This window comes from Pantoea sp. 18059, from assembly GCF_902706165.1.
GTDB lineage: Bacteria > Pseudomonadota > Gammaproteobacteria > Enterobacterales > Enterobacteriaceae > Pantoea > Pantoea agglomerans.
On record NZ_CACSJS010000008.1, the window covers coordinates 206,875 to 221,919 of the forward strand.

Sequence of the window (15,045 nt, forward strand, 5' to 3'; positions counted from 1 at the left end):
CGATTACACCCGACGCCGCGTTGCCGTATCCATCCACACCGCCAGCAGCAGAATCGCGCCTTTGACGATGTACTGCCAGAAAGTCGGCACATCCATCATGCTCATGCCGTTATCCAGCGAGGCCATAATAAACGCCCCCATTACCGCGCCCGCAACCGAACCTACGCCACCCGCCAGGCTGGTGCCGCCGATGACACAGGCGGCGATAGCGTCGAGTTCCGCAATATTACCCGCCGACGGCGAACCTGCGCCCAGCCGTGAACTGAGGATCAGCCCGGCAATCGCCACCATCACACCGTTGATGGCAAACACCGCCAGCTTGGTACGCGCCACGTTAATGCCAGACAGGCGCGCAGCATCAATGTTGCCGCCGATGGCGTAGATACGACGGCCAAACGCGGTGCGGGTTGCCATAAACATGCCCGCCAGCAACAGCACGGCCAGCAGTAACACCGGGGTCGGCACGCCGCGATAGTCGTTGAGCAACCAGATGGCACCCAGCACTAAGATGGCGGTGATCGCCTGACGCCCGACGGTGCCGCTGGCTGCGCCCTGCGCCAGTCCGAGCTGCTGACGACGCAGCCGCAGCCGCCACTGCCACAACATAAACAACGCCAGACCGGCAAAGCCAAAGCCGAAACCGACGCCGCCCGGCAGATAACTCTGACCAATCTGCGACATGCCCGGCGTGATCGGCGCAACCGTAGTGCCATCGGTAATCCCGACCAGAACACCGCGGAAAGCCAGCATTCCCGCCAGCGTCACGATAAACGAAGGCACTTTACGGTAGGCCACCCACCAGCCATTCCACGTGCCAAGCAGCAATCCCATCACCAGCGTCACCACGATGGTCAGCGGCAGCGGCCAGCCGAGCCAGACGTCGAATATCGCCGCCGCGCCACCCAGCAGGCCCATCATAGAACCGACTGACAGGTCGATCTCCGCCGAGATAATTACGAACACCATACCCACGGCCAGAATGCCGGTAATGGCGGTCTGACGCAGCAGGTTGGAGACGTTACGCGCACTGAGCCACGCGCCGTCTGTGGTCCAGGTAAAGAACAATGCAATCAGCACAATTGCGCCCAGCATCACCAGAACCTGTAGATTAGGCAGTGTGAACCTGCCCGGTGACGGTTTGCCCGGCGTGCCGGAGAGGCGGCTTTGGGTACTTTCACTTTTAAGCATAATGTTCACTCCGCAGGGCAGCTTCCATCACCTGCTCCTGAGTCAGGTTATCGTTAATCAAATCGGCTTTGATCTGCCCTTCATGCATCACCAGCACCCGATCGCTCAGGCCCAGCACTTCCGGCAGCTCAGAGGAAATCACAATCACCGCGATACCCTGCTGAACCAGTGCATTGATCAGCAGGTAGATCTCCTGACGTGCGCCCACATCAATGCCGCGCGTCGGTTCATCAAGGATCAGGATTTTTGGATTGAGCAGCAGACATTTCGCCAGAATCGCTTTCTGCTGGTTGCCGCCGCTTAAACGGCCAATCGGCAGTTCTGATGAGGAGGTTTTCACCCGCAGCCGACCGATCGCGTCGTTGATCGCCTGCTGCTCCTGCGCTTCATCCAGCGTTGAGAGCCGGTGGCTGAACTGGTCCAGCGCCGCCAGGGTAATATTTTTGCCCACCGCCATCAGCGGCACGATGCCATCTTTTTTACGATCTTCCGGCACCATCGCGATGCCGTGCGCAATGGCGGCGCGGCAATCGGTGATGTTGACCTGTTTGCCATTAATCCAGATATCGCCCTGCCAGCGTCCTGGCCAGACGCCAAAAAGACACTGCACCGTTTCCGTCCTGCCTGCGCCTACCAGTCCGGCAATGCCGAGGATTTCACCGCGTCTGAGCGAGAACGAAACATTGTTAACGCGGCGGATGTGGCGGTTAACCGGATGCCAGGCGGTGAGGTTTTCAACTTTCAGTATCACGTCGCCAATCTGATGCGGCGCGTGGGGATAGAGCGCGGTCAGCTCGCGTCCTACCATCATGGTGATGATGTCATCTTCGCTCAGGCCCGCTGCCGGACGGGTAGCAATATGCTGGCCGTCACGAATCACGCAGATGGTGTCGGAGATCGCCTTAACCTCATTCAGCTTGTGCGAGATGTAGATGCAGGCAATGCCGTGTTCACGCAGATTGCGGATGATGCCGAGCAGCACGTCCGTTTCCTGCTCCGTCAGGGAAGAGGTCGGCTCATCCAGAATCAGCAGCCGGACCTGTTTGTTAAGGGCGCGGGCAATCTCCACCAGTTGCTGCTGCCCAAGGCCTAACTCACCGACCCGGGTGGCGGGAGAAACGTTCAGCCCGACCCGCGCCAGAAGTTGCTGGCAGCGCAGGGTCATGGTTTCATCATCCACCATGCCGAAACGGCTCAGTTCGGCACCGAGGAAAATGTTCTCCATCACCGTCAGTTGCCGCACCAGCGCCAGCTCCTGATGAATAATCACAATGCCTTTACGCTCGGTATCGCGAATGGTCTGCGCCTGAATGTCGTCGCCAGAGAAGTGAATCTGCCCTTCAAAATCGCCGTGCGGATAGAGTCCGCACAGGATTTTCATCAGCGTCGATTTGCCTGATCCATTCTCACCACACAGCGACATCACTTCGCCCGCCTCAAGTTGCAGGCTGACATCATTCAGCGCCTTCACGGCACCGAAACGCTTGGTGATATTTTTCATTTCCAGCAGCATCGACTGTTCTCCCTCACGCTATGCGCAGTCAGAGTTCGCTCTGTTTGTGGAAACCGTCTTTCACCACGGTGCTTTCAATATTGTCTTTGTTGACCGGAATCGGCTTCAGCAGCCGTGACGGAACCTCTTTCAGACCATTATTCAGCGTGCTGTTGCTGGCAGGTGTTTTGCCCTCGCCCAGCTCGACGGCAATTTTCGCCGCTTCGGTGGCGAGCTCAGTGATCGGTTTGTAAACCGTCATGGTCTGGGTGCCCGCTTTGATACGCTTAATGGCTGCCAGATCGGCATCCTGACCGGAGATCGCCACTTTTCCTGCCAGCCCCTGCGCGCTCAGCGCCTGAATCGCGCCGCCTGCGGTGGCATCGTTAGAGGCCACCACCGCATCGATATGGTTGCCGTTGGCGGTCAGGGCATTTTCCATAATTTTCAGGGCATTTTCCGGCAGCCAGGCATCGACCCACTGGTCGCCAACAATTTTAATGCTGCCGTTATCAATATAGGGTTTTAACACCTTCATCTGTCCGGCACGAAACAGGCGTGCGTTATTATCCACAGGCGATCCGCCCATTAAAAAATAGTTGCCCTTAGGCACCTGTTTCACAATGCTCTCGGCTTGCAGCTCGCCCACTTTTTCATTATCGAAAGAGATATAAAAGTCGATATCGGCATTATTTATCATTCGGTCATACGCCAGCACTTTAATGCCTTCCCGTTTCGCTTCAGCGACAACATTACTCAATACCTGACCGTTGTAGGGAATAATCACCAGCACATCGACACCGCGATTGATCATATTTTCAATCTGCGACATCTGTGTCTCTTCGTTGCCGTTGGCTGACTGAACAAACACCTTCGCGCCCAGCGTCTCAGCCTGTTTTACGAAAATGTCGCGGTCTTTCTGCCAGCGTTCGAGTCGCAAATCGTCAATCGCCATGCCGATCTTCACTTCTTTTGCCACGCTGGTCTGGCTGAACAGCGCCAGCGCCGCACAGGCGGCGAGCAGTGCATGTTTCATCTTCATTGTGATCATCCTGTAGGTTGAGGCTATTGTCGTTTCAGGCCTATAAACCAGGCGGATGAATTGTTGCCCTTATTTTCCTGTTACAGCAATTACTGATTTTTATCCGGCTATTACGTTTTTTGGTTTATTTCATTTTTTATGAGCGCGATCGAGGTTTCATCTTTTTCGGACAAGAGAGCGATAATGATAAACCACCCCGTAAATAACATTATTTTGCGAGCCAGCGCACAAATAATAATTATCTGACACCCGTAGTGAAATATCGTAATTGAGATGAGACAGCAGCCAATATCAAATATTGCTTCAACGCAGGCCATCCGGGTACTGATGCTAAGGAGCAAACCATGCACGCTTATTTCGATCAGATCGATCGGGTTCGTTATGAAGGCACCCAGTCGACTCATCCTCTCGCTTTCCGCCACTACAATCCCGATGAGGTGATCCTCGGCAAGACCATGGCGGAGCATCTGCGCTTTGCCGCCTGTTACTGGCACACCTTCTGCTGGAATGGCGCGGATATGTTTGGTGTCGGCGCTTTTGATCGTCCGTGGCAGAAAAGCGGAGATGCGCTGCAGCTGGCAAAACTGAAAGCGGATGTGGCCTTTGAGTTTTTCCACAAGCTGAATGTGCCGTGGTACTGCTTCCATGACGTTGATGTGTCACCAGAAGGCGATTCGCTGCACAGCTACAAAGAGAATTTTGCCGCCATGACCGATAAACTGCTGGAGAAACAGCAGGAGACCGGCGTGAAACTGCTGTGGGGCACGGCCAACTGCTTTACCCATCCGCGCTACGGAGCCGGGGCTGCCACCAATCCCGATCCTGAAGTCTTTGCCTGGGCAGCGACGCAGGTCTGCAGCGCCATGCAGGCGACCAAAACCCTGGGCGGTGAAAACTATGTGTTGTGGGGCGGACGCGAAGGGTACGAAACTCTGCTGAATACCGATCTGCGCCAGGAGCGCGAGCAGATTGGCCGCTTTATGCAGATGGTGGTCGAGCACAAACACAAAATTGGCTTTCAGGGAACGCTGCTGATCGAACCGAAACCGCAGGAGCCGACCAAACATCAGTATGACTATGATGTCGCGACGGTTTATGGCTTCCTGAAACAGTTCGGACTGGAGAAAGAGATCAAGGTTAACGTTGAGGCGAACCACGCCACGCTGGCGGGTCACTCTTTCCATCATGAAATTGCGACGGCCATTGCGCTGGGCATTTTTGGTTCAGTGGATGCCAACCGCGGCGATCCGCAGTGCGGCTGGGATACCGATCAGTTCCCGGTCAGCGTGGAAGAGAATGCGCTGGTGATGTACGAAATTCTCAAAGCGGGCGGCTTTACCACTGGCGGCTTAAACTTTGATGCCAAAGTGCGTCGTCAGAGCACTGATAAATACGATCTCTTCTACGGTCATATTGGCGCGATGGATACCATGGCGCTGGCGCTGAAGGTCGCCGCTCGCATGATCAGCGACGGTGAACTCGATAAGCGTGTGGCACAGCGCTACAGCGGCTGGAATGGTGAGTTCGGCCAGCAAATTTTGAAAGGTGAGTTTTCACTGGAGGCACTGGCGGCGCATGCTCAGCAGCAGCAGCTCAATCCGCAGCATCAGAGCGGACGTCAGGAGCAGCTGGAAAATCTGGTGAATCACTACCTGTTTGATTTCTAACCCTTCAGGAGCAGAGCATGTTTATCGGGATCGATTTAGGCACCTCTGGCGTCAAAGTGGTGCTGATAGATGCACAAGGCAACGTGGTGGCGACGGAAACAGCGCCGCTGCAGGTTTCGCGTCCGCAGCCATTGTGGAGCGAGCAGGATCCCGAAAGCTGGTGGCAGGCGCTGGATTTGGCCATGCAGGCGCTGAGCGCGCAGCAGGATCTGCGCGCGGTGCAGGCCATCGGGCTGAGCGGACAGATGCATGGTGCAACGCTGCTCAACAGTGCAAACCAGGTATTACGACCGGCCATGCTCTGGAATGATGGGCGCAGCGAGGCGCAGTGCCGTGAGCTGGAACAGAAGGTGCCGGATTCGCGGGCGATCACCGGCAACCTGATGATGCCCGGCTTCACGGCTCCCAAGCTGCTGTGGGTTCAGCAACATGAACCGGCAATATTCAGTCAGATCGCTCACGTGCTGTTGCCCAAAGATTACCTGCGCTGGCGATTGAGTGGCGACTTCGCCACTGATATGTCAGATGCAGCAGGCACGATGTGGCTGGATGTGGCGCGGCGTGACTGGAGCGATGCGATGCTGCGCGCCTGCGACCTCAGCCGCGATCAGATGCCGCAACTCTATGAGGGCAATGCCCTGACCGGCACCTTACATGCCGAACTGGCCACACGCTGGAGGATGAACGCCGTGCCGCTGGCGGCGGGCGGTGGCGACAATGCTGCGGGTGCGATTGGTGTCGGCATGACCGAACCGGGCCAGGGCATGCTGTCGCTGGGTACGTCGGGCGTCTACTTCGTGGTGAGCGACGGCTATCTCAGCAATCCGCAGCGTGCGGTACACAGCTTCTGTCATGCGTTACCCCAGCGCTGGCATCTGATGTCGGTGATGCTCAGCGCAGCCTCCTGTCTGGACTGGGCAGCGACGCTGACCGGTTGCAGAGATGTTCCTGAGCTGCTGGCTGAAGCTGAACGCGCGCGCGATGACCTGCCCGGGCTGTGGTTTCTGCCCTATCTTTCCGGTGAGCGCACGCCGCACAATAACCCGAATGCCCGGGGTGCTTTCTTTGGCTTTACCCACCAGCATGGCCGTCCCGAGCTGGCGAGATCGGTGCTGGAAGGCGTCGGGTTTGCGCTGGCGGAGGGCATGGACGCGCTGCACGACTGTGGCGTTCAGCCAAAGAGCATTATGTTGATCGGCGGCGGCGCACGCAGTGCACTGTGGCGTCAGATGCTGGCAGACATCAGCGGCCAGACGCTGGATTACTGCCATGGCGGGGAGGTTGGCCCGGCGCTGGGGGCCGCCAGGCTGGCACAGCAGGCGCTGGATGCAGAGGTCACTGTGCCGACCCCGGTTCTGGTGCAGCGACACCAGCCGGATCCGGCCCGGGTAGCGCACTACCAGCCACGTCGTGAGACCTTTGCGACGCTGTATCAACAGCTCCTGCCGCTGATGAAGTAAACCTGCGAGAACGCTCTGCCTGCTATGGATTTAAATCGCCTGTTAACGGATCCCCCTGCCATGTAATGCCAGGGGGTAATGAAGGCAGAACAGGTGATCGTGAGCCATATTACTGACCCGGAATGGCCGGAATGATACTTACTCCAGCCATACCATCACGGCAGCATCAGCCAATCGCGCCCAGCGTATCTTCCTGACCCTGTTTCTTCGGCAGCAGGAACAGCGTCGCCGCAATATCCAGCAGATAAATCAGCGCCAGCAGGGTAATCGCCGCCGTAAACGAGAACTGGCTCGCCAGCAGACCAATCACCACCGGGCCGAAGCCGCCCACACCACGACCAAGGTTGAACAGGACGTTTTGCGCGGTGGCACGCACCTGCGGCGGAAAGGTATCGGAAATCAGCGCGCCATAACCGCCAATCATGCCGTTAACAAACATCCCCATGATCGCGCCGGTAAATAGCATGATGTTCGGGTCGCGCAGCTGAGCATACACCACCACCATCACTACAGCGCCAAACTGATAGAGCAGGAAGATTTTCCAGCGAGCGAAGCGGTCGGCCAGTACGCCAAACAGCCAGATGCCAAAGGTCATCCCGACCACGGTCACCGCGGTCCAGAGACCCGACTTCGTCAGGCTGAAGCCAAAGCTGGAGGAGAGGTAACTCGGCATCCAGATCATCAGCCCGTAGTAACCAAAGTTCTGTACTGAACAGAGGATAAAAATGCCCAGGCTGGCTTTGGCGGTGGCGCGATCGCGCACCAGCAGTTTCAGGCGCGCCGGAAAAGAGAGTGACGGCACATGTTTAACCTGCCGTTGATACGCCTCCGGTTCACCCATGCCGCGACGAATGGCAAACGAGACCAGCGCAGGCAACAAGCCGACCAGAAACATGCCGCGCCAGCCGATGATAGTCAGCAGCGGCGGTGTGATAAAGGCCGCCATCAGCACCCCGAGTTGCCAGCCGATGCCAACCCACGCTGATGCGCGATTACGCTTCTCCGCCGGCCAGGCTTCGGCAATCAGCGCCATGCCGATACCAAATTCGCCACCCAGACCGACACCCGCCAGCGTTCGCCAGGCGAGCAGATCCCAGTAGCCCTGCGCCACCGCGCACAGGCCGGTAAAGACCGAGAAGACCAGAATCGTGACGGTGAGCATGCGGATGCGGCCATAGCGGTCGCTGAGATGACCAAATACGATGCCACCGATAACCGCGCCAATCAGCGTCCAGGTCACCAGCGATCCCGCCTGTGATGGATTGAGCGCCAGCGAAACACTGATAGCCGGCAGCATAAAGCCGAGTATCAGCAGGTCAAATCCATCCATGGCATAACCGCTGACCGCAGCCAGCATCGCTTTGCCTGGCGTTACGCCGGGCTTAGATTGGGGAGAAGGGGACATCGTTGCGCACCTCATAAAGAAAAGTGCCGCAATTATAGAGAGAGTTCAGGATGTGACCAATTGAAAAGGCTTATCCCTGCGCCGATCAGGCGCAGGAAGAAGATTTATCAGGAAGGTCTGTTGCTGCCGTCGTCGCCCGACAGTAATTCATCGAGCCGGTCACCGCCAACGTGACGGAAATCCTGACCTTTGACGAAATAGAAGATGATTTCGCAGATGTTCTGGCAACGATCGCCGATACGCTCAATGGCGCGGGCACAGAACAGCGCCGTCAGCACGCTGGGAATGGTGCGCGGATCTTCCATCATGTAGGTCATCAGCTGGCGCACAATGCCTTCGTACTCTTTATCCACCTTTTTATCTTCACGGTAGATAGTGATCGCTTCGTTGAGATCCATGCGTGCAAAAGCGTCCAGCACATCATGCAGCATCTGCACGGTGTGACGACCCAGCGACTCAAGGCTGACCAGCAGCGGCAGATGTTGCTGACCAAACTTCTCCAGCGCCGTGCGGCTGATCTTCTCCGCCACGTCGCCAATCCGTTCCAGCTCAGAAATGGCTTTGATGATCGCCATCACCAGTCGCAAATCGATCGCAGTTGGCTGACGTTTGGCGATGATGCGCACGCAGGCTTCATCAATCTCCACTTCCATCATATTGACCTTCTGGTCACCGTCGATCACCCGCTGCGCCAGTTCGCCATCCAGATTATGCATAGCGGTAATTGCATCGGTCAGCTGCTGCTCGACCATACCGCCCATGATCATCACCTGGGTACGGATATGCTCCAGCTCGGCATTGAACTGACCGGATATGTGCTTATTCAGATTAAGATTATCCATGTCGATCTCCTGTCAGATCAGCCGTAGCGGCCAGTTATATAATCTTCGGTTTGCTTCTGGGCGGGTTTAGTGAACAGCGTGTCGGTATCGCTGAACTCAATCAGTTCGCCCAGATACATGAAAGCCGTATGGTCAGAGCAGCGTGCAGCCTGTTGCATGTTGTGCGTCACGATCACCACGGTGTAATCCTGTTTCAGCTCGGTGATCAGCTCCTCAATACGGCCAGTAGAGATAGGATCAAGCGCAGAGCAGGGCTCATCCAGCAGTAAGACTTCCGGGCGAATCGCGATACCGCGGGCAATGCACAGACGCTGCTGCTGGCCGCCGGAGAGACTGTAACCGCTCTGATGCAGCTTGTCTTTGGTTTCATTCCACAGCGCGGCTTTGGTCAGCGCCCACTGCACGCGCGCATCCATATCGGCACGCGACAGCTTTTCAAACAGGCGAACGCCAAAGGCGATGTTGTCATAGATCGACATCGGGAACGGCGTAGGCTTCTGAAACACCATGCCGACCCGGGCGCGCAGCAGCGCGATATCCTGCTGAGTCGCCAGAATGTTTTCGCCATCCAGCAGAATGTCCCCTTCAGCCCGCTGATCCGGATAGAGCGAGTACATTTTGTTGAAGGTCCGCAGCAGGGTCGACTTACCACAGCCCGATGGCCCGATAAACGCAGTCACCTGATTCTTAGCGATATCCAGATTGATGTTCTTCAGCGCATGATATTTGCCGTAATAGAAGTTCAGATTACGGACCTGAATTTTATCGGCTGATGCTGTCGCGATACTCATAATTCATCTCTCTTATACGGCGCCGCACAGGGCCGCGCCGGAAATTAACCGTGTTTACCTTTGGCGAAAATCACCCGCGCCACGATGTTCAGCACCAGCACGCAGAGGGTGATAATCAGCACACCTGCCCAGGCCAGGCTCTGCCATTCTGCGAACGGGCTCATGGCGAACTTAAAGATGGTGACCGGCAGGTTCGCCAGCGGCTGCATCATGTCGGTGCTCCAGAACTGGTTCGAGAGCGCCGTGAACAGCAGCGGTGCCGTTTCACCTGCAATGCGCGCAATCGCCAGCAGCACACCCGTGATGATGCCGGAGACCGACGCTTTCAGGGTGATAGACGCGATCATCTTCCACTTGGGCGTACCCAGCGCGTAAGCCGCTTCACGCATGCTGTCTGGCACCAGTCGCATCATGTTTTCGGTGGTACGAATCACAATCGGCACCTGCAGCAGCGCCAGCGCAATCACCCCGGCCCAGCCGGAGAAGTGCTGCATCTGCGACACCACAAGGGTGTAGACGAACAGGCCGACCACAATCGAGGGTGCCGAAAGCAGAATGTCGTTAATAAAGCGGATCACTTCTGCCAGTGGCGACTTGCGCCCATATTCCGCCAGATAGATACCCGCCATGATGCCCAGCGGTGTGCCGAAGAAGGTAGACCAGAAAATCAGTAATCCGCTGCCCGCCAGGGCGTTAGCCAGCCCGCCGCCCGCGGTATTGGGTGGTGGCGTTGATTCGGTGAACAGGGACCAGGAGAGCCCATCCACGCCGCGCGATACGGTGGTGAACAGGATCCACACCAGCCAGAACAGGCCAAAAGCCATAGTCAGCAGCGACAGCGTCAGCGCAATTTTATTTTTAGTGCTGCGCCAGGACTGCATTTTACGGCGTGATGCGTCCAGTTCGGCGCGCGCCTGAATTTCAATTGTAGTCATGAGCGCGCTCCTTCACTTTTCGCCAGCCGCATAATCATCAGCTTTGAAATCGCCAGCACGATAAAGGTAATCACAAACAGGATCAGTCCCAGCTCCATCAGCGCGGCGACGTGCACGCCCGATTCCGCTTCAGCGAACTCGTTGGCCAGCGCCGAGGTGATGCTGTTACCCGGCATAAACAGCGACGGGCTGTCGAGCTGGTAGGTGTTGCCGATAATAAAAGTCACCGCCATGGTTTCACCCAGCGCACGACCCAGTCCGAGCATCACACCGCCAATCACGCCATTTTTGGTAAAGGGCAGTACGATGCGCCAGATCACTTCCCAGGTGGTGCAGCCGATGCCGTAGGCTGACTCTTTCATCATCACCGGGGTCTGCTCAAAAACGTCGCGCATCACCGAGGCGATATAAGGGATGATCATGATCGCCAGAATCACACCCGCCGCGAGGATGCCGATACCGAAAGCGGGGCCGGAGAAAAGCTCGCCGACAATCGGAATGCCCGATATCACGTCATTGACCGGTGTCTGGAAGTATTCGGCAAACAGCGGCGCGAAAACAAACAGACCCCACATGCCATAAACAATACTGGGAATGGCCGCCAGCAGCTCAATGGCGGTGCCCAGCGGGCGACGCAGCCAGCCTGGCGCGAGTTCGGTCAGGAACAGCGCGATACCAAAACTCACCGGTACTGCGATAATCAGGGCAATAATGGAGGTCACAAGGGTGCCGTAGATCGGTACCAGTGCACCAAATTGTTCGTTGGGCGCATCCCAGGTTTTGGTCCACAAAAAGGCGAAACCAAACTTCTGGATGCTGGGCCACGAGGAGATGATCAGGGAGACAATAATGCCGCCCATCAGTAACAGGACAATCAGCGCAGCCAGCCTGACCAGCGCGCCAAAAATTCTGTCACCTTGTTTGCCTGGGGCTTTGAATGCCGGCTTCGTTGCAGCCATAGAAGTCTCAGTCTTCAGAAGTTATCAGGACGGCATGACGCCGCCCGTTGAGTCTGACCGGACTGCTGTCCGGTCAGGGTCGGTCAATTACTGATAAAGCGCTTTACCAGAACTGTCTTTGATGTTGGCTTTCCAGGCGGCGCGAATCTGTTCAGTCACGCTCTCTGGCAGCGCAGCATAGTCCAGCGCTGTGGCGGTTTTGCTGCCGCTTTTGTAAGCCCAGTCGAAGAATTTCAGTACTTCAGCGCCTTTGGCCGCATTAGCCTGATCTTTGTAGATCAGAATAAAGGTGGTTGACGAGATTGGCCAGGCATCAGCGCCCTTCTGGAAGGTCAGATCCTGCGCGAACGATTTGCTCCAGTCAGCGCCTTTCGCGGCATTACTGAAGCTGGTTTCGCTTGGGGCGACCGCTTTGCCATCGGCATCGATCAATTTGGTGTAGGTCAGGTTGTTCTGTTTGGCGTAGGCGTACTCCACGTAGCCGATTGAACCCGGCAGACGCTGAACAAACGCGGCGACGCCGTCGTTGCCTTTACCACCCAGACCGACCGGCCAGTTAACGGTGTTACCTTTACCAATTTTGCTGTTCCAGTCCGGGTTCACTTTCGCCAGATAGCTGGTGAAGACGAACGAGGTGCCTGAACCGTCAGCGCGACGTACCACGTTGATGTTGGTCTCTGGCAGTTTCACGCCTGGGTTAAGTTTAGCAATCGCCGGGTCGTTCCACTTTTTGATAGTGCCGAGGTAGATATCACCGACGGTTTTGCCATCCAGCGTCAGCTGACCTGACTTGATACCCGGCAGGTTAACCGCCAGCACTACGCCACCGATCACGGTAGGGAACTGGAACAGGCCATTTTTCTGCAGATCTTCATCTTTCATTGGCGCATCGGACGCACCGAAATCGACGGTTTTAGCGATGATCTGTTTCACGCCGCCAGATGAACCAATACCCTGGTAGTTAACTTTGCTACCGGTGGCTTTTTGATATTCTGCTGCCCACTTGGCATAAACCGGCGCCGGGAACGTCCCGCCTGCGCCAGTGAGATCGGTTGCCGCAAAAGCAGATACCGCGCTTACGGCGAAGGTGGTGGCGAGGATTCGGGCTACGGTGCTACGCATCAGTGTCATATTCCCTCCAGGGGAGAAAAGTCAGGCTTGGGGCCGTTTTAGTAAGAATCTGTGATTGCTGCAGGAGGGAAAATAGGACAGTTTGATGACAGTGAAATGTACGAAATATGACAGTTATATGACAGAGGGCCAGAGCAAAGTGGGCCCGCGACGGGGCCCACCCGGTTATTCCACAGTAACCGATTTTGCCAGGTTACGTGGCTGATCGACGTCGGTCCCTTTGATCAGGGCGACGTGATAGGAGAGTAACTGTAGCGGCACCGTGTAGAAGATGGGCGCAATGACCTCTTCGACATGCGGCAACGGGATGATCTTCATGCCGTCACTGTCGCTGAAGCCCGCATCCTGATCGGCAAAGACATAGAGCAGGCCGCCGCGTGCGTGTACCTCTTCGATGTTGGATTTGAGCTTCTCCAGCAGTTCGTTGTTAGGTGCCACCACGATTACCGGCATATCCGCATCAATCAGCGCCAGCGGGCCATGTTTCAGCTCGCCTGCGGCGTAGGCTTCCGCATGAATGTAGGAGATCTCCTTGAGCTTCAGCGCCCCTTCCATGGCAATCGGATATTGATCGCCACGCCCCAGGAACAGCGCGTGATGCTTGTCAGAGAAGCCTTCCGCCAGATTCTCAATCAGCTTATCCTGCGCCAGCATCTGCTCAATCCGGTTCGGCAACGCCTGCAGTGCATGAACGATCTCATGCTCAGTCTCGGCTGACATCCCTTTCAGACGGCCCAGTTTCGCTACCAGCATCAGCAGCACCGCTAACTGGGTGGTGAACGCTTTGGTAGAGGCGACGCCAATTTCGGTGCCCGCTTTGGTCATCAGTGCCAGGTCAGATTCCCGCACCAGTGACGAACCGGCTACGTTGCAGACCGCCAGCGATCCCAGGTAGCCCAGCTCTTTAGAGAGACGCAGCGCCGCCAGAGTATCTGCCGTTTCACCCGACTGCGACAGGGTGATCAGCAGGCTGTTTTTGCGAACGGCTGATTTGCGGTAGCGGAACTCCGAGGCAATCTCGACATCACAGGGCAGGTTTGCCAGCGACTCAAACCAGTAGCGTGACACCATGCCGGAGTTGTACGAGGTGCCACAGGCGATAATCTGGATATGCTCAACCTGGCTCAGCAGCGCTTCTGCGCCCGCGCCCAGTTCGCTGAGATCAACCTGCCCATGGCTGAACCGACCGCTCAGGGTGCTTTTCAGCGCCATGGGCTGTTCGTAGATCTCTTTCTGCATGTAGTGACGGTAAATGCCTTTGTCACCGGCATCATATTGCAGGTTCGACTCTATCTCGGCACGGGTCACGGTGTTGCCTTCACGGTCGATCACCGTGACATCGCGACGGCTGATTTCGGCGATATCACCCTCTTCCAGATAGATGAACCGACGGGTCACTGGCAGCAGGGCCAGCTGATCCGAGGCGATAAAGTTTTCGCCCATGCCACGACCAATCACCAGCGGGCTGCCGGAACGGGCCGCCACCAGCAGTGACGGATCGCGGCTGTCCATGATCACCATGCCGTAGGCACCGCGCAGCTGCGGAATCACACGCAGTACGACTTCACGCAGCGAACCGCCCTGCTTCTGCTCCCAGTGAACCAGATGCGCCACCACTTCGGTGTCCGTTTCAGAGGCAAAGACGTAACCGCGCGCGATCAGTTCAGCACGCAATGGCTCATGATTTTCAATTATGCCGTTGTGCACGATGATGATGTGCTCTGAGACGTGCGGATGCGCGTTCGCTTCCGACGGCTCGCCATGGGTTGCCCAGCGCGTGTGCGCGATGCCGGTGCCACCAATCAGCGGTTGCTGCTCAGCGGCTTCCGCCAGTTTCTGCACTTTCCCTAAACGCCGCAGGCGCGTGACGTGCCCCTGACGATCGACCACGGCCAGACCGGCCGAATCATATCCGCGATATTCAAGACGACGCAGACCTTCCAGCAGAATCTCTGCGATATCACGTTGCGCTACTGCACCAACAATTCCACACATAATGATGTTTTCCTGACTACATGGCTTTTCGCCACTTCTGTTGTCATGCGACCTGATATCCGGCTTTGCCGGTTCCCCGAGCCTTGTAGAGAGTGGGGATTATAGTTTTGGCACTGCACTGCATCGGCCCGCATTAAA

At 56.7% G+C, this 15,045-nt stretch carries 12 protein-coding genes; 2 read left to right on the forward strand and 10 right to left on the reverse strand.

Going from position 1 to position 15,045, the window contains the following annotated elements:
* Nucleotides 1-3 precede the first annotated feature (3 nt).
* Genes xylH through xylF form a run of 3 tightly spaced genes read right to left on the reverse strand, consistent with a single transcriptional unit; the run spans nt 4 to nt 3,722 of the window.
* Nucleotides 4-1,188, reverse strand: coding sequence for a xylose ABC transporter permease XylH (gene xylH / locus GVJ63_RS19205; protein WP_052270968.1), 1,185 nt, complete (start codon nt 1,186-1,188; stop codon nt 4-6).
* On the reverse strand, nt 1,181-2,701 hold the full coding sequence (locus tag GVJ63_RS19210) for a xylose ABC transporter ATP-binding protein (RefSeq protein ID WP_010258889.1): 1,521 nt from the start codon (nt 2,699-2,701) through the stop codon (nt 1,181-1,183). The genes xylH and GVJ63_RS19210 overlap by 8 nt, the downstream gene beginning before the upstream one ends.
* A gap of 28 nt (nt 2,702-2,729) precedes the next feature.
* Nucleotides 2,730-3,722, reverse strand: coding sequence for a D-xylose ABC transporter substrate-binding protein (xylF, locus tag GVJ63_RS19215; protein WP_010258888.1), 993 nt, complete (start codon nt 3,720-3,722; stop codon nt 2,730-2,732).
* 344 nt (nt 3,723-4,066) lie between these two features.
* Here xylF and xylA point away from each other — a divergent pair, with 344 nt between their 5' ends.
* Nucleotides 4,067-5,389: a xylose isomerase gene (xylA, locus tag GVJ63_RS19220; RefSeq protein WP_010258886.1), complete on the forward strand. Its 1,323-nt coding sequence runs from the start codon at nt 4,067-4,069 to the stop codon at nt 5,387-5,389.
* 17 nt (nt 5,390-5,406) lie between these two features.
* Nucleotides 5,407-6,849 carry a xylulokinase gene (xylB, locus tag GVJ63_RS19225; protein ID WP_159227247.1) on the forward strand — a complete coding sequence of 481 codons (1,443 nt, stop codon included), beginning with the start codon at nt 5,407-5,409 and terminating at the stop codon, nt 6,847-6,849.
* Nucleotides 6,850-7,015: 166 nt separating this feature from the next.
* On the opposite strand, the gene GVJ63_RS19230 is transcribed toward xylB, so the two are convergent.
* From GVJ63_RS19230 to glmS, 7 genes are all read right to left on the reverse strand, one after another.
* Nucleotides 7,016-8,254 (reverse strand): MFS transporter, encoded by a 1,239-nt coding sequence (locus tag GVJ63_RS19230; protein ID WP_010258883.1) that lies wholly within the window; start codon nt 8,252-8,254, stop codon nt 7,016-7,018.
* A 107-nt stretch (nt 8,255-8,361) separates the two neighbouring features.
* Entirely contained in the window at nt 8,362-9,096 is a 735-nt protein-coding gene (gene phoU / locus GVJ63_RS19235) for a phosphate signaling complex protein PhoU (protein ID WP_010258881.1), read from the reverse strand.
* 17 nt (nt 9,097-9,113) lie between these two features.
* On the reverse strand, nt 9,114-9,887 hold the full coding sequence (gene pstB, locus GVJ63_RS19240) for a phosphate ABC transporter ATP-binding protein PstB (protein ID WP_010258879.1): 774 nt from the start codon (nt 9,885-9,887) through the stop codon (nt 9,114-9,116).
* A 44-nt stretch (nt 9,888-9,931) separates the two neighbouring features.
* Complete coding sequence (gene pstA, locus GVJ63_RS19245; protein ID WP_010258878.1) at nt 9,932-10,822, reverse strand: phosphate ABC transporter permease PstA; 891 nt, start codon at nt 10,820-10,822, stop codon at nt 9,932-9,934.
* Complete coding sequence (pstC, locus tag GVJ63_RS19250) at nt 10,819-11,781, reverse strand: phosphate ABC transporter permease PstC (protein ID WP_010258877.1); 963 nt, start codon at nt 11,779-11,781, stop codon at nt 10,819-10,821. The genes pstA and pstC overlap by 4 nt, the downstream gene beginning before the upstream one ends.
* 87 nt (nt 11,782-11,868) lie before the next feature.
* Nucleotides 11,869-12,912 carry a phosphate ABC transporter substrate-binding protein PstS gene (pstS, locus tag GVJ63_RS19255; protein ID WP_010258875.1) on the reverse strand — a complete coding sequence of 348 codons (1,044 nt, stop codon included), beginning with the start codon at nt 12,910-12,912 and terminating at the stop codon, nt 11,869-11,871.
* Nucleotides 12,913-13,077: 165 nt separating this feature from the next.
* Nucleotides 13,078-14,907 (reverse strand): glutamine--fructose-6-phosphate transaminase (isomerizing), encoded by a 1,830-nt coding sequence (gene glmS / locus GVJ63_RS19260; RefSeq protein ID WP_159227248.1) that lies wholly within the window; start codon nt 14,905-14,907, stop codon nt 13,078-13,080.
* Nucleotides 14,908-15,045: the final 138 nt, after the last annotated feature.